Here is a 19771-nt window from a genome sequence, read left to right on the forward strand (position 1 = left end):
GCTCCCAGTGCTCACGATGCCTCCTCGTTTCCGGCATCTGCCTGAGCGTAGGCCGTCGAGATCTTCAGCCGGCACTCCGCGTCGACGTTGCGCATGCTCGTCGGCACGTCCCAGATAGTTGCCTTGCTACCCAGGTCGGGCAGCGTGCCGGCGTAGCGCATGAGCCCCTGCTTCGGATCGCTATGCGCACCGATGGCGTTCGCTTCCCACTCCGTGCGCTCCCACATGGACCACTCGCGTGCCCGCTGCCGGGCCATCCGCTCAAGGACCTCCACCTCGTCTGGATCCGCGACCTGTGCCCGCTGGCGCAGCAGTTCGATGGCCTGCTCATAGGCCGTCTTCGGGAACGGGTGCGGCCCGATGCCAGCGGTGACCTGCCTAATATGCGCGATCGCGGCGGCGTGCAGCGCGCGGCGCAGGACGGGTGCGGCGAAGGGAGTTACCGACGTGGGCTCAACCTGCGCGTAAAGCTGCTGATGGTAAGTAGAAAATCGTTCGTAGTGACTGCGATCCCGTGGCTTAGCGGCCCCGTAAATGGTGATGACGAGGCCGGGGCTCACGTCTGCGCGCCGGCCCACTCGACCGCTGACTTGGATGTACTGTGCCGTCGTCTTCGGCTGGCCGACGATCGTCATGAGACCGAGCCGGTCGATGTCGACCCCAACCTCGATGATGTTCGAGGCCAGGCAGATGTCGACGCATCCCTGCTGGCCTACCGTCGTCTCCAACTGCTGGATGGCCTTCGGGATCTCGTCGCTGCGGCGGCGCGACGTGAGCTCCATCGTCACACTCGGCCAGCGCGGGCTGATGCCGTCGCGTCGACGAAGGGCGGTCAGGTAGTCAGGGACATCGGACTGGAGGAGCGAGACCGTGTTGCCGAGTTCTCGAAGGCTGTTCAGGAAGTTGAGGTTGGTCCAGTAGCCATCGCGGTCGGCTTCCGGAATAAGGGGTGCCGCCTGCAGCGTGGCTGTCGCTACCCGTACCTGGACGGTCTGGGTCGACCCCAGCGAAGCGCTCATGATCCCGAGGTATCGCCTCCCGGGCTCTGGACTGCCATCCGGCAAGGTCGCCGGCTCGGCGAAGAAGGAGCGTCCTTCTTCCAGTCCGTGCGGTGGGAACAACGCCACCTGGTGTCGTCCGAAGAGTCCCCTGATCTGGTCCTCGTAGCGGCGAATCGTCGCCGTCGAGGCGATGATTTTCGGCGGAATTGGCGTCTCGCTTCGCTTGTCCGTGCACAGGTCGTCGATGACGGGTTCATAGAGGCCCACCATCGAGCCCAACGGGCCCGAGATCAGGTGTAGCTCATCCTGAATGATTAGGCTTGGTGGTGAGACCTCGCGGTTGCCGTCGTCACCTAGGCCAAAGAGGCGGCGGGCCGTGGGGCGCCAGGCCATCATGGCGAACTTATCAACCGTGCCGATGACGATCGAGGGCCGCACCTCGTAGATGTCGTCGTCGACGACGTGGATGGGCAGCCCGGCACGTCCCGAGAACCTGCATGACTGGTCGACGCAGCGCAACACGACCTTCGAGCCGACCTGCTCGTAGCCGATGACGTCCTGGCCAGCGCGGCCCCGGGGCTTCACGCCCATCTGCGTCCCACACCATGGGCACCGCAGGAGGAGGAACATATTCTGCTCGTTCGCTCCACGTCGCATGCGGCGCAAGCTCTCGACAGCACGGTTCCATGTGTTGGGCGTCGACGTGCCACCGAGCCAGACGCCGATGCCGAAGGGTGACTGGCCGAGTTCGGCCTGGTTCTTTGACCGGATGTCCTCGAGAACGCAGATCAGCGAGGCCGCGCGCAGGAACTGCTGGGCGGTAAGCAGGCGCAACGTGTACCGCATGAGAGTGTCGGTGCCAGCATCCTGCGGATCCCGCAGGCGGCGCGCGAGCAGACTTATCGCGGATGCTCCCAGGTATGCCTCGGTCTTGCCGCCGCCGGTCGGGAAGAAGATCAGGTCGACGAGCGACCGGCTGCCGCGACGGGGCTCCACCAGCTCCGGCAGGCTCGTGAGGATGAACGCGATCTGGAATGGACGCCAGTTGCCCTGCCCCGCCTGCGGCGTGGCTTCCGGATGCTTGCCAGATGGCCGGAGAATGTCGTCGCGTCCACGCTCAACCTCGCGCAGGCGCAATCGGGAACGAACTTGCTGATGGAGCATCGCCTGGTTCGCCAGTCGGAACGCCCGCTCGGCGATCGGGCTGGAGCCGACAAGCTCCCAGCCCGCCCGCATGCGCCCTAGCGCTTCCCTGCACAAGCGCACGTGCCGTCGCGCGGCATCCTGAAACCGGGGTAACAAGCCTGGGATCTCCGCCTCCTGGCGGCCGATCCAATCGTCGTAGGAGGCGAGCACAGTCTCGACCTGGCTTCGCCCGTCCGCGCTGCCCACGGCAAGTTCGGCCATGCTCACGCTGACGCGGAAACGCTTACCCGACTCATCAGCCAGGTAGATGTCGGGCGTCAGGCTGACGACCTCGTGCGCGGGCATCGGATCGGCCTGCACCCATTCGACAATCCCGCTTCCCTCGCCACCTCCCCAGGCGGCGGCGCAGCCATGGCCGATGGCAAACGTTCGCTTGTTCCGATAGAGCAGGTCGATCGACTGCTCCTCCTCACCTCGGCCTGGGAGGTCGACCTCGGGATAAGCCTCGATTGTGAGATCCGCTGTGGCCTGTGCGGTGAGGCCCATCTGGAAGAGCGCGCTTGTCGGTCCAGTGCCGGCTGCCCGGTTCAACACAGCGACGGTGACCAGGCGAAGCTCGGGGTCCGCCTCGCCCGGAACTGGGCGGCTGAAAACCTGTACCGTCGGCGTGATGCGCAGCGGCGTAACGCCGCTGCCTACCTCCATTGGGACATCCCAGAGCCTGTTGGTGCTTGAAGTCAGCACGCTACTCGGAACCGACCCTGCCAGCTCGAATGGCCGTCGTAGCCACCACGTCCACGTGCTGGTCCGCCCCGGGACGTGCACACTGATCCGATCGTAGTAGGCGCCCACGACACGCAGCTCGAGCGGGCCACCCACTTTATTGCGAACCTTGAAGGAGATTGCCATTGCCGAGGGCTTGAAGCGGTTGGCGTCGGTCAGGTCGAAGTCATCCGAGTCGGCAACGTCCTGGTGAAGCATGCCCGGAACCTCGATAGGAGGAACGTCAGGGTTCACCTCACTCTCCGCTAGGCCCGGAACCCAGGTGACGTCCAAATCGCCATCGATGCCATCGCTGACCGTGCTGGGCTCGGAAGATGCCTGCTGCGCTGCACCGGAGTGAAGCACCCCAACTCCGTAGCGCCGCAGTGGATCGGCTTGAGTCAGGATCTCCTGGAACGTAGTGGCGTCGTGGAACTGACCGCGGCTGGCTTCAAGCGACTCGAAGTGAATCGTGCCATTCGAGCAGTCCACAGGAACTCCTGCCGGCGGCTCGCCATGCTGCGGCCCGAACAACTCCCGGCGCACAGCATCCTCAATGACCTTCCGCGCCTGTGGGCCCGTCATGGCGTTCCTCTCACAATGATCCGCGCGGTTCCGGACTCCATGACAGCGAAGAGACGATCCGTTGCCCTGGTCATCCCGACGTACATCAGCGACTCGAATCCTGGCACGAGCCGGTGGTCCAAATCAGTAACGACGACAGCCGGCGCCTCAAGCCCCTTGAAGGCTTGGATGGTGGTATGCAGCAGCTGGCCCGGGCGCCCATGCCGGCCATCGGCCGGATGCAGTACCTGACGGAGCCAGGAATCGGGCGTTGTCTGGGCTGCGGACCCGTCCCGCAGTGGGCTGAGCACGACGATCTCGTTGAGCTCATAGCCCTCATCTCTCAATGCCCGTACGGCCTGCACCAGCAGCGGCGACTGGTCGGCTCCCGCCCTGTAAGGCACTAAGGTCGGGTCGACGCCGTCGTCTTGCCGACGGAAGTGCCTATACCCCGGTTGCAGTTTGCTGAACAGGTTCACCTGGTAGCCAATGCGTGGCAGATTTCGACAATTGGCGGTCAGCCGATGGGAGCTGAGGCGGGAGATGCGAGCACCGAGCAATCTCCGGCCTTCCCCGGGCTCGAATATGGCCTGGCGCTCGAAGTCGCCGAAGAGGAGGACGCGACCACCGTCCAGCCCTCCGGTGACCATCAAATCCAGCACATCAAGGTAAGGATCGCTGACCATGTCCTGGATCTCGTCGACGATCAGGAAGTCGCCCGCGAGATCCGGCTGGTCAAGCAGGACCTCCAGCGCGGCTTCAGGAAGGTCTCGCTCCCAGAACGCTGCCCCGGCACCAGGCGGAACCTTAGCGCCCGAGATCCGCAGCAGCTCTTGGTGCAGCGTGCCAACGGTCAGCCCTGCGGGGCCAGCGAGGTCGGAGGAGAGCTTCCGGCCCAGGAGCTTGTTGAAGCACAGCAGCCTGCCCGTGTGACCCTGCGCGATCTCACGCTGGGCGGCCTCCAAGGCAAGCAGCGTCTTACCTGAACCCGCCGGGCCCGTGAACAGGACCGTTAGGTTGTCGGCCATCGCGTCCAACGCGAGGTACTGCTCCTCGATAAAAGTGATGAGCTCGGTGTTACGCGCACGCCGCACATCGCCCGCAACCGTGGCGATCTCGAAGCGAGGTCTCAGCAACGAAGCGATCCGCGTGGACATCGCCGCATCCGGACCGACACCGCTATACGAGAAGTATCGGATCTTGTCATCGAGGTGCTTCGCCCCCTCGGCGAGAGTCCGCAGCACGGACGGGGCAGCACCGTTGCGTAGATCCTCGGAGTCGAGGACCTGCCAGTCGTGCCACTCTGGCGTCGAAGGTAGCGTCGTGCGCGCCCGTACGTGCGAGAACCAGACGGCGCTGACCATAGGGATCGAACGGAGATCGACGCCCCTCTTGCCGAGGAAGCGTTTGAGGCTGTACATCGCCTCGCTTGCTTGTTGGAACGGCCCGCGAGCGGTCGGAGCGTCGTTACCCAGCTTCCAGAGCCCATCCGCGAGCCGATTGATCGCCCGATGCGATTTCACTTCGATGACCAGCACACCCCTATCGGGCACGATGACGACGAAGTCGGCCTCACCCTCTACTTGCCGAACGTGGTCGGCGATGCCGAGCGAGTGCAGCACAATCCAGCCGTCGGTGCCGTGGGCAGACTGAAGCGCGGAGTAGAGGGCGCGCTCCCCCGGTGGCGAGCCTTCGGGGCAGTAGGCGGGCATCATTCGAGCCACTGCCCGCTCCGATCTTCGAACGGCACTCTTGCGTCGTGGCGTAGCACGATCTCCGTCTGCGGGGAGATCGCCAGGACTCGTGTCGCAAGCAGCCCTCGCACGCCCTCCTGGCCGATGTCTAGTCTCCAGTGACCGTAGCGTTCCATTGTGGAAAGGTCTGCCTCGGAGACAGCCCTCTCCAGCTGATCACGTAGGTTGGCGCTAGCCTGGTGGTGGGCTCGACGCAGCATAGTGGCCAGGCCGAAGGTCGGCTGAACCGGGATCTCGAGCCAACTCAGTAGTGCATCAAAGTCCTCGTCCTTGGCTGGACGCATCAAAGAGGGATCAGTCCAGGCACGTACTCGGTCTGCGGTCCTGACGCCGCGGGCCCGGAGTTCCCGGACCGCCTCCGGGAAGGAGATCAATCCCAGGCGGCGTGCGAGAGCTTCCTTCCATGCCTTCTGGGCTGCGTCAACGGCGGGACCTTTGCTGGCGAGGAGCGCCAGGGCGGTTCGGTAGAGAGCGCCCCGCTCGGTCTCTCCCTGGCGCAGCAGTAGATGGGTGCCCGGCCGGACGGCGTTGACCTCGGTGTAGACAACGCGCTCACCGGGCGGCTGCTCCGGGTCGAGCGCCCGGATACGGTCGCCGTCGTCCAGATAGATGGCGAGGTTGCCACTCAGTAGCACCTTGCGCGCTGCGACCTCGTCAGGTCCGGGCAGGCGATCGGCGGACTTCCTGCCGCCCCAACTCGGTTGCGGGAGGAAGTCCTCTTCCACCTCTCCCTCACCATCTGCGTTGACCGGCTCGCTGATGTCACCCTCGACAAATACAGCGGCGCCGATTCGGATCGCGCCGTCGGCGTAGGCCGCGATCGGCGACCGTGGGATCGATCGATCGCTGAACCACGCGGGCATGAAGAATTTGACCACGTTTAGGACAGGGGCCGTCACCAGTGACGACCGGTAGAAACGCGGTGGCCCCACGACAAATGCCTGGCCTACGTCTGGCTGCGACCGATCTAGCTCGCCCACGGTCAGCACCGGTGTGTCAAAATCGGAGAGCCATGTGGCGAGTGCCATTTGGGCGGGCTTGCTCGCCGCGACGACGACGCAGCCTGATGGCCCGGCCTCCTTTATGGAGCGGGCGAGGACAGCGCCGATCGGAGATACTGCATCACTGGCCACCTGAGCAGCGGCGGCCAGTTCTTCGAGTAACGCCTCATCAGCCACCGCACCGCGGAGGCGGCTGACCTGACGGCGGACCTCCTCACCCATCTCAACGAGCAGCGGGTTGAAGCTGGCTGGCTGCGGTTGTGTGATCAGGCGCCACCGGAGCGCCTTGGCCGCACCCAGGAGGTCATCCCACGCGCCGGGGCCATCATCGCGGATCGCCAGCAGTAACCGGCGGACTGCGGCGTTAAGGCGTGCGCCCGTCGGATCACCGACTGCGATGATCGCGACGCCGTTCAGCGCAACCGATGCCGCAGCGGCATAGCGCCGGTTCAGATTGGCGATCCGACTCACAGCGCCACCGTAAAGGCTAGAGCCTCAACCCCGGCCGGTTGGCTCCAGTCGAGATCCTCCCGAATCGCGACAGGCTCACCACGGGTGTTGCGAAGTTGCACGATCAACTCGGCGGCGCTCTCATCGGCCACCGATCGGTCAAGAATGCAGATGACAACCGAAGCCTCAATCTCGCCGAGGTGCTTGATGGCGCTGCTGCCATCTAGCACCACTGCTGTCAGGTCCTTGGCAAGTGGCAGCTCATCTTCCATTCGCGAGGCGGGATACAGCCTGGTAAACCATGTCGCCGCTTTCGGCTGCTTCGGCAAAACCACATCCGCAAGCGAGCCATGACCTACGTCGACCTTGTAGGGCTTGCGCTTCGCAGATGCCCTGGCGAGGTCGCCGGTGAGCTTCGGTGGCCGATCAGGATCTTCACCTGCAAGGTAAAGGAAGGCGTCGAGTTCCTCCCGAAGCCAGGTCAGCGTGCCTACGATCGCCAGGTCTGCCGCCGGCGCTGCGAGCCGTGAACCCCACGTCTCCTGCAAGTGGGCAATCCGGCCGAGCGCACCGGCAGACGGCCGTGCCGTCGCAACGGGCTCCTGTGACCCATTGAGCACGCGCAGCTCTCGGACGTGCGTAAGCTGCCACTGCGAGAAGCTGGCAAGGCGAAGACGAGGCGGGGTCGTCGACTCGTTTAGCGCGATGAAACGGTCGACGATGACCTTAGTGCCGGTCACTACGCGGACCAGTGCGCCGGGCGCGGTCTCCCTGAGAACCTCCATCGGGGTCCGTAGGGGTTGCGCTGGGCGCGCCACTACCCACCCGCAAGCAATGAGCACGGCAGCGAAGTCACGACGGGGAACAGAAATCGCGACAACGAGTTGTCGCCCGGCATGAGCATCGGCATAGCGTGCAGTGCGGGAACCAAGAGACAGCAACGGGGCGATCCACGCGGCCGGTTCCGCGCGGCAAAAAGGAGAATGTGTCAGTCCAAGCTGGGTCGGCGCACGACTAGGCGCTGCTGTCACCTACCGCCCCTCCCTTCCTCGACGCATGGAATGCCCGCGATGGTAGCCCTCCCTCGGACAATCCGGTGCCCGGCGAAGTGCCGAATATCGTCGGATCTGCGACGGAAGCCACGGATCACCGTCGGTTTAAGGACTAATCCGTCGGCTCCCGCTGATCGTGCGCGTGTTCAGGGGCAACCACCACCACCATCAGGCTGGTCCTTCGGGCCTCTTCGACGTGCATATCCCGTCCAGTGTCATTGCAGGTCGGATGGAGGGGGATGCCTGATCATCTCTCCAGATGGGCCGGTCACGCGTGATGGTGGCCATCAGGCCGACCAACGAGGCCAGAGCAGGCGCTCTGCTGGGCACTCGCTTCCTAGGAGCAGCCGGTTGCACCCCGAGAACGCTGGCCGTCGGAGCTCATGCCCCTGTCTCTCAGCCAGAGGATGACCAACGCTGCTGGCTGGAGGCCAGCAGGTCTCTGCGCAATGCACTGGTCAGGGGCAAGTTACGTTCTCGGCCTGCGCGATCCGACGCGGGTCGACGACCCAGTTGCCCCTCCGGTTACAGACTCGCCGGTTGGTGGACCGTAATACGGCGGCTATTGCTCAGGTCTGATGAGCCGCAGCAACCAGTCGCGACAACCTCCCAACGTGGCATGCTCCCACGGCGAGTAGTCCAACGGCGGTGAGGGCGAGCGCCACCAGTCGACGTGGGGGAGGGACCAAGGGCAGGCGCCCTCTAGGGGCCATCCCTCCGATGCACCTGCTCGCGCTGCGGGCACAGCTGGTTCCCTCGCGCCTCTGGGCACACCTGCCCTGATCGCCGTCCGAAGTTTCAAGGGCATGTCGGTTGCCATCGAGGTGACGGCTCGCACGGGCAGGCGGGCAAGCGACGTGACGACTTGTCGAACGGGTGTCTGAGGGGATCAAATATGGCAGGCGCGTCATCCGGCGCGGCGGCCGCTCGTTACGCGCGGCCAGGACCAGAATTGGGCCTGCTGTAGCACCGCGGGTACGCGGCGTGACGGGACGGGTCGAAGGGGGCTGCGTGGTCACGCAACTGGCATTGCCATTGCCCGGACTCGAAGGCGACACGGCGCCGAGCGCTCCAGTCGACTTCCTGCCCGCACAGCAGCCACGCGTACTGGACCTATTCGCTGGCGCCGGCGGCCTTTCCCAAGGATTCCAGCAGGCTGGCTTCGAGATCGTGGGCGCCAGCGACATCGACCCGGACGCCTGCGCTACGTTCGCCCTAAACTTCCCAGAGGCACAAGCCATCTGTGGTGATATCAGGCTGCCTGAGGTGCACGAACGCATCATCGAGGCAGGGCAGGGCGTCGACGTGGTCGTGGGTGGCCCGCCGTGCCAAGCCTTCTCGCAGGTCCGCAATCACTCACGAATCATCGACGATCCCCGCAACTCCCTGTACCGGGAGTTCGTAAAGACTGTCGGAGAGCTACGGCCGCTCGCATTCGTCATGGAGAACGTGCCGGGCATGGCTCAGATGGGCGTGCTGGAGCAAGTCAAAGAGGACCTCGAGCTTGACGGCGCATACAACGTCCGGCCGAACCTGCTTGACGCCGCTGACTTCGGCGTTCCGCAGGCCCGCAAGCGTCTGGTGTTCGTCGGCTTACGAAGTGACCTGGGGGAGACCCCTCCACTGTTCAAGGGCACTGACGCAACCCTTCACCTCGCCCTCGTTCGCCAGGGCAAGGGTAAGTACGCGGTCGAAACACGCCGCGACGAAGTGCGGGCAGCGGCCCTGCTCAAGGCTCTTGAAGACCCGGATAACAACACTGTTGTTTCGGCTAGTCAAGCACTCTCAGACCTCTGGAATTTGAAAGCTGGGCGACGCGAAGAGGCGATGCCCATCGGAGAAATGAAGGAGGCCGAGTCCGCATACCAGCGCTTGATGCGGAAGCAGCTGGAGGACAGGATTTGGAACGTCAGTGTCCCTAGAATCAACTCCGACACGGTCACACGACTAAAGGGTATTCCAGCCGGCGGCAACCACCGGGACCTCACGGAGGCCTTGACCGCTCGCTACATCAGTGGCGAGAAGTGGGGACCGAGTACGGACAGTGGCAAGCTCGGGCGGGCGCACTTTTACGCGTATCGTCGCCTCCACCCTGGTGTGTGGGCCTGGACGCTAAACACTAAGGCCGATTCGGCTTACCACTACCGAATGCCACGTGCCCTGAGCGTCAGGGAGTTCGCGCGTCTGCAGTCCTTCCCTGACCACTTCGTGTTCACAACCGATCCTCGGCGCGGTCCCCTCCCTGGGCGCATTGACGGTGGCCAGGCGCACTCCCGATACCGGCAGGTGGGTAACGCCGTGCCGCCGTTGCTGGCAGAGGAAATCGCGCACAGGGTCAAGACCCTCATCGACACTTGTCGCGAGCAGGGCGTGCAGACGGTGGCGCCGTCTTCCTCCGGGAAGAAGCCAGCCCGTCCTGCTGCAGCTGGCGACTAGCTGGTAGTTGAAGCGTCCGGCCGACCGAGCTCCCTAAGTGCGACGGTCACGACCCGGGTAACACCATCAAGGTCATCCTTGACCTGAATATCCCAAAACCTTAAAACAGTCCATCCCATAGCAGTAAGCGCGGCGTCGTTCCTCTGATCTCGCTCCTGGTTCCGCGCGATCTTCTCCCGCCAGTACTGGCTGGCCAATTCCGGCTTGAAATGATCCGGATGGCCATGCCAGAAAACGCCGTCCACGAATATAGCCAGGCGCCAGCGTGTGTAGGCGATATCCGGCTTCCCTGGAAGAGATGCGCGATGGATTCGATAGCCGGTCGCGCCTGAGGCTCGCAACGCCCGCCGCAGCATCAGCTCCGGCTTGGTGTTCTTGGACCGGATGGCAGCCATCACGCGCGAGCGTCCCGCCTTCGACAGATGGTCAGGCATAGCTCCCTACGTTCCGTCCGAGTCTCCCGATTTAACCCGAGCGAAACAGGCAACGAGGCGCCTACGCCCGCCCATGGCTGACGACTGGGCAACTATTGCACAAACCGGATCACTTCCTGCACGTCACCAGGACGGCTCAGCCCCTACAGGGCACCGAAGTATGGACATGCCTAGTACCCTCGGCGAGTGGTTGGAGATCAGGTGGCCATACCGGGGCTGGTTGACGCACCCGAAGGCCCGACACGTGAGGCCAGTGCCCGCGCCTTCGGCGAGGAAAACCGCGCCCGGCTGCTGCAACGGTACTTCTCTAGCGCCGAGGCAGTGGGTCCGGAGAACGCCTGGCGACATGTCTACCGGCTGCTGCTCTGGATCGACCGCACCACAGGACTCGCTCACTGCTACGAAAGCGACAAGTGCCAGCCCGGCCGCCCCTGGTACGCACGCAGCCTCGCCTTCCACGTCTGGTCGGCGCAAGCACTCGGGGCGCCGCCGGGCGAGCTTGACAAGCACATCGACTACCTCTTCCGACACGCCACCGCTGATCTTGCGCAGGTCGCCGCCCAGGCCCGCACGCGCCTACTGGAAACCGTCACCAGCCAACGCCGGCCCTTTGAGGGTATGGGTTTGGCCGAACCCGGCGAGGACCCCGAACTAGAGTCGATCATCACCGGGGTGCTCGATCCGTTCCTCGCGCAGCGGCCGTCAGCAGCCGCCCTCAGGACGCTAACGGAGAGGATCTACGCCCACGTCGGCCTGGAGAACAAGCGAAAGAACCTGGTCGGCGAAGGCTTCGAAGACACAATAAGCGCGCTCCTGAACCGCATCCCGGCCATCGCCGACACCCACACCATTCTTGTCCGCCCGCTGCTACACCAAGTACCGGGTTTTCGGAGGCCAAGAGCCAACAGCAAGCCCAGACAGGTGGATCTCGCACTCGTTCACGGGGCCACCGGCAGGCGGACGCTCGTCTCCTGCAAGTGGAGTGTGCGAAGTGACCGGGAAGAGCAGTTCGTCAGCGACTTCCGGGACTATGCCGAGCTTGAAGAGGCGGGCGAGGACTTCGACTACGTGCTCATCACCAACGAGTTCGACCCGGCCCGGCTTGCTGCGGCCTGCGAGGTCCGCCGCCAGAACAGCCCACTGTTCTCCGCGGTCGTTCACGTGAACCCGGCTGGACCACATGCTGCGTACGGGGCGCCCGTCCCCGCGCGCGGTAAGGGTATCGGCCGGGCCCTAGGACATATTGAGTCGGGACGTCTCGCCGGCCTGGCTGGCTGGCTGACGCAGGCAGCCAATCGGTAGCCCCGTCGGCTGTGGGCACGTAGGCCCGCTGGCCAGCCCCCGCGGATCGGCGTGATATCACTCAACTTCGCTGCCATCTACTGGCTCTTGTCTTGGCCGGCGCTCGATCCATGAGCTAGCGCACGAGGGAAGCGCCACTACCTGGGCCGCAGCGATTTGTCAGCCGAGCCCAGTAGGCTCGAGCACGTACGGTTTTGCTAGGGGAGGGGCACGGCTGAGTCGCATGACGCCCCAGCATCACTTCCTGCGCGTAGGGCAGGTGGTGCCGACTGACCAAGAGGTCGTCACCGTTGAGATCGATATGCCAGTCTCGGACGCACTCGCGATGATGGCCGCTTGCGGCTTCGACCAGCTGCCGGTGACTTCCAACGGCATGGTGGTGGGTGTCTTTAGCTACCGGTCGCTCGCGCTGAACCTTGCCATCGTGCGACGGCAAGACAGTCCTCTGTCCTACCCTGTCGGTGACTTCCTCGAAGACCTGGCCTACGTCAGGTCCGGCTCCGATGTCGAAGACGCGTTGGGGGCCCTTCACCTGAAGGGGGCGGTTCTGGTGGGTGATGAGGAGCGGTTGCTTGCCGTCGTCACTACCGCAGACATAAGCAGCTACCTGTGGTCTGCAACGAGGCAGTTCATGATGGTGCGTGAGGTCGAACTAGCGACGCGTCACCTGGCTCAACGGGCGTGCGCTACCGAGGATGAGCTCCGCGCGCTCGTGGCCGCCGCGCGACCTGCACACGTCGACGGCACCCCAGCCGAACGCCTGGAAGACCTTACCTTCGGTGAGTTGATCTCAATGATTAACGGCCCGGAGCGTTTCGGCAGGATCTTCAGCCGGACGTTTGGCAGCAGCCGCGAGCTAGTTTTCTCCATGCTTGAGCCCGTGCGCGAGGTCCGCAACAAGGTTCTTCACTTCCGTGATGCGGTGTCGGATGACGAGATTGAGCTCGTCATGAACGCCCGCGTCTGGCTGCTGCGAAGAGTCAGGATGGTTCCATGACTGCTCGCATATCTATCCAAGCCCTTTTGGCCGAGCGGTTGGACCGTGTTCGCAACGAGCGCCACATTGTGCTCCGCGCCGCTGCCGGCTCTGGTATCACCCAGACACTTGCGGAATTTATCGCTCGTACCGCTCGCCCAGGATTCGTCCTGGTCGTGTCGTCGCGTCGTGACTTGCTCGAGCAGTGGGTCTTCGTCCTTGAGAGACACGGCGTCACGCCGGTACATCTCCTGAGATCTGACCTTGCGCTCGAGGTCGCCAACCGATCACCGGCGGAGCCTCATCGGGGCATCTTCGTCACCACCATGGCAGAGATCCGTCGCGGTCCCGTAAAAGTCGCGTTGAAATCACTGCCTTTGGCACTGGTTGTCCTCGACACCACTCCTCGGCCGGACAGCGCAACGCTGGCCGCCATCATCGACGTTGTCAAGAATGCTACGCAGGCAATCGTCGTGAACCAGGATTTTGGCCTGCCTGTGCCCACATGGCTTCATCATGCCTCCTTAGTTGAACTCACCCTGAACGAAGCCATCGCTATAAGCGGTGAGTCGTATGTCAGGCCAGAGACCTACCCGGTATCGCTTAGTCCCGCCGAGCATTCGATCTTCGAACAAGTGGCGAGGTTGCTGGAGAAGCGAGACGGCACCAGCAACCGTCCCGTTGTGCACTCGGCCTTGATGCGACTCATCAGTACTAGACGTGAGGCGGGCCAAGGCGATAGGGACAAGATTGATATGGCGTGGAATCTCGTTGACTTGCTCGAAGGCCTCGGACCAGACCCCCGGCTGCTCGCGATGACAGAGATGGTCCTGCAAAGGCGCCGGCTCGGACCCGTCATCGTGGTTACCGGTCCCTTGCGCGCCGAGGTTGAGTATGTTCGCGACCATCTGGCCGCCCAGGGGGTTGCGACCGAGCCCTTGACGTTGCACGAGCTGCAAAAAGCCAGGTCGGTCAAAGCTAGCGACAGCTCCCATCCCGTCATAGTCGCCACCCGTGCTGGCCTTGAATCCGATGAGTCGGTGCTAGAGAACGCCACGCTGGTCTATTTCAACAGGCCACGGAGCAACCCCGATCACGCATGGCTCTTGGCCGCCCTACACATCGGCGCGGCCCGTGCCGCGATCATCCCAAGCGAGAGTTCGCCAGGAGAGTCTCAAGGGACATAGCTAAGCAGCCCCGCTTTATATCCGCCCACGTTAAGTGGCTCTGGTTTTGGCGTGCCACTGTCAGCACCCGCAGAAGTCCGGCTGGTGCTGACGAAGCCTTTAAGGTACGGGCGCCTATCGCGCCATGCTCGCTTGAGCCCTAGTAAAGGAGAGTCGTGATCCCGCAGCCCTACCCCTTGTGGTGCGCCGAAGCATCCAGCGACCGCCACGTCTCTGCTGGCCGCATCATCGGTTGGATTCCGACAAACGAAGATGACGGGGACCTGCCCAGCGGGGCCCCGATTGACTACCTTCCTGTCGTCCACTTCACCGACCCGCTAGACGGTGCCTGTGACGGCATCCACAGCCCAATCGAATACCAGCAACTCTTTATCGGCGACGACCCGACGAAGGTGAGAGAGCAGGCGGAGGCGTGGGCGCGAAGGCAGCCGTTGCCACCAGCGAAGCGGGTGGAGCCGCCTCGGTTCGTCTGACTGGGCGGGTTGCAGCGCTCGCGTTCCTACTGCTCGCCGGGAAGCCGCTGTCAGGGCAAGAAGCCTGCCGGTGATTGGACCTGCACCGGACACGGCCGGATCCGGCCGACCACCGGCGGGGTCCGGTGCCGACCTGCCTGCACTGCGAAGACCTCGCCCACCAGGCCCGTCGTACCCGCGCTGGAAGTAGTCACTTCGTCGTTCCCGCTCCCACTCCATGCTCCGGACCCGATCGGCAGCTTGCGGGCGAAGGCGGCGGACAGGTCGACTGGACGTCGTGCCCGTGTCCGCCCCCGGGCACCCACCGCGGTCACCACACCTGGAGCACTGCGGCGCCGCCACCCACCATCCTCGGCACTGCGCGGACATATATCGCGGGTCAACGCGCTGGGGGCAGATGCCGCGTCCGTCGCTATACGGCCGGTAATGTCAGCCGGTGGTTGTCATTCGGCAGAGGATCCATCCGCCATGAGTCCATGCACTCGCAGAGCGATGGCCTCGCTCATGCGTCCTTCTTCCTCTAGCAGGCTTGCGAGCCATCCCTGCGCGGTTGAACTTCCCGCCGCAAGCTCCTCGCGCCATATCTGCTCGGCCTCGTCGACCCGCTTATGTTCTTTCAGCAGTTTGCAAACGTGATAAGCCGCGTTGGGGTCGCCAGCGTCGATGGCCTCCCGCCAAGCGTCGATAGCCTCTTCGATCCGTCCGTGATCTTCTAGTAGGCGCGCGGGGGTGCTGCATGAAAATGGGTCGCCGACGGCGACAGCCTCGCGCAGGACTTGTTCCGCCTCATCACTCCGTTGCTGTCCTAGAAGTAGATTTGCGAGATGGCCGCGTGCGTAGGGGTCACCGGCTGCAATCCTTTCCGTCCAGACTGCGGTCGCTTGACCGATTCGCCCTTGTCCAACAAAGAGACTCGCAAGTACCTCGGCGGCTTGCCAATCGCCACTTTCGAAGGCAGTCGTTGCCAGATGTCTGGCTTCATCGACTCGATTATGTGCGTGGAGCAGCCCACTCAATCGACCCCACGCGTTGATGTCCGCGCCGACGTGAACAGCCTCGCGCCAAGCATCGACGGTTTCGTCGATGCGTCCTTGACGTTCGAGCAGATCGGCAAGAGCGCTCCAGCCGTACGGGTCGTCGCCGTCGGCGAGCCCGTTCTGCAGCGCCGTGATTGCCTCGTCGAGGCGTCCCTGCTGCTTGAGCAGGCCGGCCAACCCACTCCGGGACTCCTCGATATTAGCGGCAATCGCCTGCTGCCATACCTGCTCGGCCTCGTCCGACCGGCCAAGCTCTTGAAGCATATCCGCCAGATCAACACGGGCGTCCCGATTCCCAGCCGCGATTGCCTCGCGCAAAGCGTCCTCCGCCTCTGCCACGCGGCCGGCCCGTTCAAGCAGGCTGGAACTCCAGCCGAGCGCCTCTTCGTAGCCTCCGGCTGCGGCATCTCGCATTACGTCGAGCGCTTGGTCGACGTTCCCCTCATGATCGAGAACAGCGATCATTCGGCGCCAAGCGTCCTGATCACCCGCTGCTCCAGCCTCCCGCCACAAATCGAATGCTTCTCTTCTCCGTCCCTGCGACATACGCAATGCAGCGAGTCCGGTCAACCCCTTCGGCTCGCCGGAATTGACTGCGGCCCGGTACAGCACCTCGGCTTGCCGGACAAGCGCTCGGTTCCTGGCCGCCTCGGCGAGGCGGAGGGTGTCGTCGGGGTTGTGGTGGTCGGCGATGGCCTGCCACACGGTGTCGGGTAGCGGTATAGCGCGGCGGGTGCGGCGGGCGTGCTGGTGCAGGTAGTCGGCCACGGTGTAGCCGGCGACACGGCCCATGTCGGCGGCGACCGGACACAGCGCCGCGGTGGCGCCACGCAGCGGTGTGGTGGCGTAGGCGAGGGCTTGGTCGAGCCAGTCAGCAGGGGCGGTGGCCTGTTGGCGGTCGGTGAGGTAGCCGGGTGCGGCAGCTTCGAGGATGCCGCGGGTCAGTGGTGCGGTGGCACCGATCCGGCGGGCATCCAGCGCCGCCGTGATGACCGCCTTGCCATAGCAGTGTTCAGCCGGCGCGTTCTCCCAGTGACGGACCAGGTCGGGACCGGCGGCCAGAATCTGAGTGAATCCGGCGTCGGGGGTGTCCAGGGCGACGCGGATCCGCCGATCGGAGGCGAGTGCTTTAGCGCGGCGCCGCTCCGTCGAGCTGAAGCTCTCGGCGGCGTCGATGATGTGGGCGAGGTCGAGCAGTTGCCGGTCGTTCGCGTGCGGGTCGGGTTGGCCCGGTACAGGCGGCGCTGTGCGGGTGTTGTACTCGTGCGGCCACAGTGTGCCCATCAGCGCGATGCCCGCGGCGACCAGGGTGCGTACGAGCGCGACTGGTAGGCCGTCGGTCGTGTCGAGGTAGCGTTGCAGCTCATCCAGCCACACCACCGTGCGCGCGGTCGGCTGGGCCGCTAGCGTGCGCAGCGCGTTGGTGTCGGCAGGGTCGGGGTGGATCAGCCACCACTCGGGTACTCCTGCCTTGACCGCTTCGAACAGTGCCCGGGTCTTGCCGACCGATGAGCCACCCACGAGCAGCACGACCCCGCCCTGCTCGGCGACGGTGGTGAGCGCGGTGCGCAGGTCGGCGTCCAGGTCGCGGGGCACATATACCGGGAGCTCGCCGTCGGCGCTGTCGACCCGAATGGCGGCGTGGACGCCGAGCAGCCGGGGCCGAGCGTCCCGGACCTGTACCGCGCCCGCCGGGCGGTGTAGGTGCGCGGTGCTAGCGCGCTCCCAAGCCGCCAACCACGGCCGCTGTGCTTCCTCGTCTAGGCCGCGGACGGTCAGGAAGGTGACCAGGCTGTCTCGGCCCGGAACCGACTTGCCGGTGAACCAGTCGCTCAACGTGCTGGACGGCAACGCCTTGGTGCCCGCCGGTGGCAACCGCTTCGCCGATTTTTCCAACTCCGCGTACGAGCTGTCGCCGCGCAGGACGTTGAGGGCGCGTCCCAGCTCGGACGAAGTCTGTACGTCGTCAGGGTCGATGCCGGACCCCATCGTGGCCCCTCCCCCCTGTCCGGCGCACTAGCGCCGGACATCACCGGACCCAGCGTAGGGGGCCTACGGCCGCTGCGGTGTCGCGGCTGGTCACCGAGACGAGATACCGCCGGCGTCGCCGGATTCGTCCGTGGCCGTGGCCGGACAGCCCTCGCGGTTGCTGCACTCGATGCCGCAGGGGGAGACCGGCCGGCTCCCATATGACGAATCGCCCAGGGAGCAACTATGCGAAACCAGCAGCCCACCGAAAACGCCTGGCGGGAGAAGCTCACGCTCGCCGCCATCACCGGCCTCATCTCCGGCACCGTCCGGGCCGTCATCACCTGGGTCCTGCCCGACCGAATCTGACACCATCAGCGCCGTCCCGGACTCACAGATCCGGTTGAGCCAGGAACAGCCCTAGGCCATGGTCGACGAATAGCGCAGCAACCGAATACGTTCCCTCCACCGGTGCTGGAGAGTAGGTACAGCACGTCGATGCTCACCACGAACGCGGCCGGGTTGAACTCGAGGACCCGCCTCGGGTCGGTGGGTCCCCAGGCGGTGACGGAGGGCTCGGTGACGCACATGAGCACCTCCTGGGCGCCGGCGTAGATGCCGCCGCGGGTCTTGTCGGGCATGTTGACCACCCCGGCGACCGCGTCGGCGGGCAACGCGAAGCCGTGCTCGCGCAGCAGCATGGCCGGTTCGTCGTCGCGAGGCTGACCGCCCAGCGGTACGCGGCGAGGATGTCCTGGCCGGAGCAGGCGGCAGCCAGGTGCAGGTTCGCCACGAGTTTCGCTGGAGGGGTCGAAGAACGCGTCGCGGCTCACGCCGGGGTCGCGTCCGTCGGCGACGAAGTGCTCGCCGAGGCGGCGAGCGTCGGTGGTGGCGGCCACCGCCCGCAGGGGGTTGAATCACGTGCCCTGGTCGGTACCTAGGATGTGCTGCGGGTCGAACGCCCACGCCGTGCCGCGTTCGACGCGTGGGGGGATCGGCAGATAAAACCGCCTGGTCGACTCAGTGTCGAGCCGGCTGATCGCGCGCTCGGACGCTCGCGTCGAGGGTTGACCACGAAGCTGCACCTGGGGTGCGAGCAAGGCCAGAATCCTCGCCATCGTGCTCACGCGAGGCTGCGCGGTGACAGCCCCCAGTTCAACCGGTCCTGACCCTTATGGATCGAGGCCTCGACGCCTCGACGTCGGCGGCAGGGTAAGCCGCCGGGCGGGTTGCCTCCGGCAGAACCTGCCGTTGGCAGGTCCGGCTATGGGTTTTGATAACCGTGAAGCCCCAAGTGCCCTTCCGCGCACCGACGCCGGTCAGGGCGAACCCAGAAGCCGCAGTGGCGCTGCCCAAGCAAGTCCGGAAAGTCAATTAATGGGAACGCCCCCGAGCTCTGGCATGCTTGCTTCATTGCCGGGGATCAGCGGGCCGGCGCCGCCGCCAGCGTTGCCGAAGTCGGTCCACGTGCTGGTCGATCCGCCAGTCGTCTCGGCGCGGGTGGCCGGCTGTTGTGCGGCCGGGTCGGCCGGTCGTTACGTGGTCGCCGGCTCCTGCCAGTTGTTGATCAGGCGAACGGCCCCGTACATGGTGTCGGCTTCCTTGAAACAGGCCTGCAAATTGGCATACTGGGTCCAGTCGCTGAACCGGTAGTTGCAGATGGCCTTCATCTCGGCGCGGAACCGGTCGTCGACCCACTTGCGGGTGTTCTCGTCACGGGCGAGGGCGAGACCGTTGCCGAGGTTGCGGTATCCGAAGTCGTGTTGCTGGCAGGCCTGGTCGAAGAGCTTGCGCCAGCTCGCGAACGTGGGCGGGCTGCAGCTGTCCGTTCCCCAGTCGAACCTGTTGTAGGGCGACGGCTTACGACAGTCGTCGCCCGGCATGCAGCCGGCTCGGGCGAAGTCAGTCTTGCGCTGCATGAATTGGCCATTGCCCAGGTTCACTGTCTCGACGACGTAGCGGCGCTGCTCCGTGCGGTCCGCCGTGGGGTCGGCGTGCGCCGACGAGACCATGCCGGCGAGCACAGCGGTCAGCGTGGCGGCGAACGCCGTCGTTCGCGCGCCGATCCTGACGGGGGTGGCGGCATGCGACGGCGCGCGATGCCGGCGTGGCGCGTGGCGTGGTGTGATCGTCTGCATGAGGTCCCTATCTGGGCCGCAGGTGGGAAGGTGAGTGTGGCGTCGGCGAGGCGGCCCGGTCGAGCGAATTATTCGTTTGGCTCACGGCGC

The 19771-nt window shown here is 64.9% G+C and carries 14 protein-coding genes; 6 read left to right on the forward strand and 8 right to left on the reverse strand.

Going from position 1 to position 19771, the window contains the following annotated elements; translation table 11 throughout:
* Nucleotides 1-11 precede the first annotated feature (11 nt).
* The 4 genes from ACPXBU_RS21745 to ACPXBU_RS21760 are packed head-to-tail and all read right to left on the reverse strand — an operon-like array spanning nucleotide 12 to nucleotide 7463.
* Nucleotides 12-3494 (reverse strand): helicase-related protein, encoded by a 3483-nt coding sequence (locus ACPXBU_RS21745; RefSeq protein WP_425759400.1) that lies wholly within the window; start codon nucleotides 3492-3494, stop codon nucleotides 12-14.
* Nucleotides 3491-5188 (reverse strand): NERD domain-containing protein, encoded by a 1698-nt coding sequence (locus ACPXBU_RS21750; RefSeq protein ID WP_425759495.1) that lies wholly within the window; start codon nucleotides 5186-5188, stop codon nucleotides 3491-3493. Before ACPXBU_RS21750 ends, ACPXBU_RS21745 begins: the two co-directional genes overlap by 4 nt.
* Nucleotides 5185-6699 carry a hypothetical protein gene (locus ACPXBU_RS21755; protein ID WP_425759401.1) on the reverse strand — a complete coding sequence of 505 codons (1515 nt, stop codon included), beginning with the start codon at nucleotides 6697-6699 and terminating at the stop codon, nucleotides 5185-5187. Before ACPXBU_RS21755 ends, ACPXBU_RS21750 begins: the two co-directional genes overlap by 4 nt.
* Nucleotides 6696-7463: a hypothetical protein gene (locus tag ACPXBU_RS21760; RefSeq protein ID WP_425759402.1), complete on the reverse strand. Its 768-nt coding sequence runs from the start codon at nucleotides 7461-7463 to the stop codon at nucleotides 6696-6698. Before ACPXBU_RS21760 ends, ACPXBU_RS21755 begins: the two co-directional genes overlap by 4 nt.
* A 1278-nt stretch (nucleotides 7464-8741) precedes the next feature.
* On the opposite strand from ACPXBU_RS21760, the gene ACPXBU_RS21765 reads away from it, so the two are divergent.
* Nucleotides 8742-10166 carry a DNA cytosine methyltransferase gene (locus ACPXBU_RS21765; protein ID WP_425759403.1) on the forward strand — a complete coding sequence of 475 codons (1425 nt, stop codon included), beginning with the start codon at nucleotides 8742-8744 and terminating at the stop codon, nucleotides 10164-10166.
* Here ACPXBU_RS21765 and ACPXBU_RS21770 read toward each other — a convergent pair.
* Nucleotides 10163-10600: a very short patch repair endonuclease gene (locus ACPXBU_RS21770; protein WP_425759404.1), complete on the reverse strand. Its 438-nt coding sequence runs from the start codon at nucleotides 10598-10600 to the stop codon at nucleotides 10163-10165. The genes ACPXBU_RS21765 and ACPXBU_RS21770 overlap by 4 nt on opposite strands.
* Before the next feature lie 186 nt (nucleotides 10601-10786).
* Between ACPXBU_RS21770 and ACPXBU_RS21775 the strand changes: the two genes are divergently transcribed.
* The 4 genes from ACPXBU_RS21775 (at nucleotide 10787) to ACPXBU_RS21790 (ending at nucleotide 14538) form a co-directional block, all read left to right on the forward strand.
* A complete protein-coding gene (locus ACPXBU_RS21775; RefSeq protein ID WP_425759405.1) occupies nucleotides 10787-11902 on the forward strand; it encodes a hypothetical protein in 1116 nt (371 codons plus the stop codon).
* Between the two features lie 223 nt (nucleotides 11903-12125).
* Nucleotides 12126-12899 (forward strand): CBS domain-containing protein, encoded by a 774-nt coding sequence (locus ACPXBU_RS21780; RefSeq protein WP_425759406.1) that lies wholly within the window; start codon nucleotides 12126-12128, stop codon nucleotides 12897-12899.
* Nucleotides 12896-14065, forward strand: a complete 1170-nt coding sequence (locus ACPXBU_RS21785; protein ID WP_425759407.1) for a hypothetical protein — start codon at nucleotides 12896-12898, stop codon at nucleotides 14063-14065. The genes ACPXBU_RS21780 and ACPXBU_RS21785 overlap by 4 nt, the downstream gene beginning before the upstream one ends.
* A 155-nt stretch (nucleotides 14066-14220) precedes the next feature.
* Nucleotides 14221-14538: a hypothetical protein gene (locus ACPXBU_RS21790; RefSeq protein WP_425759408.1), complete on the forward strand. Its 318-nt coding sequence runs from the start codon at nucleotides 14221-14223 to the stop codon at nucleotides 14536-14538.
* A 443-nt stretch (nucleotides 14539-14981) separates the two neighbouring features.
* On the opposite strand, the gene ACPXBU_RS21795 is transcribed toward ACPXBU_RS21790, so the two are convergent.
* Nucleotides 14982-17564 (reverse strand): tetratricopeptide repeat protein, encoded by a 2583-nt coding sequence (locus ACPXBU_RS21795; RefSeq protein WP_425759409.1) that lies wholly within the window; start codon nucleotides 17562-17564, stop codon nucleotides 14982-14984.
* 225 nt (nucleotides 17565-17789) lie between these two features.
* On the opposite strand from ACPXBU_RS21795, the gene ACPXBU_RS21800 reads away from it, so the two are divergent.
* Nucleotides 17790-17912 carry a hypothetical protein gene (locus ACPXBU_RS21800; protein WP_425759410.1) on the forward strand — a complete coding sequence of 41 codons (123 nt, stop codon included), beginning with the start codon at nucleotides 17790-17792 and terminating at the stop codon, nucleotides 17910-17912.
* A 5-nt stretch (nucleotides 17913-17917) separates the two neighbouring features.
* Here the strand turns inward: ACPXBU_RS21800 and ACPXBU_RS21805 are convergent, their stop codons facing one another.
* Together ACPXBU_RS21805 and ACPXBU_RS21810 are read right to left on the reverse strand one after the other, a co-directional pair.
* Nucleotides 17918-18442 (reverse strand): hypothetical protein, encoded by a 525-nt coding sequence (locus tag ACPXBU_RS21805; protein WP_425759411.1) that lies wholly within the window; start codon nucleotides 18440-18442, stop codon nucleotides 17918-17920.
* A 636-nt stretch (nucleotides 18443-19078) separates the two neighbouring features.
* Entirely contained in the window at nucleotides 19079-19681 is a 603-nt protein-coding gene (locus ACPXBU_RS21810; protein ID WP_425759412.1) for a phospholipase A2, read from the reverse strand.
* Between the last annotated feature and the right edge of the window lie 90 nt (nucleotides 19682-19771).

The sequence above is a fragment of the Micromonospora sp. DT231 genome, from assembly GCF_049847025.1.
Lineage (GTDB): Bacteria > Actinomycetota > Actinomycetes > Mycobacteriales > Micromonosporaceae > Micromonospora.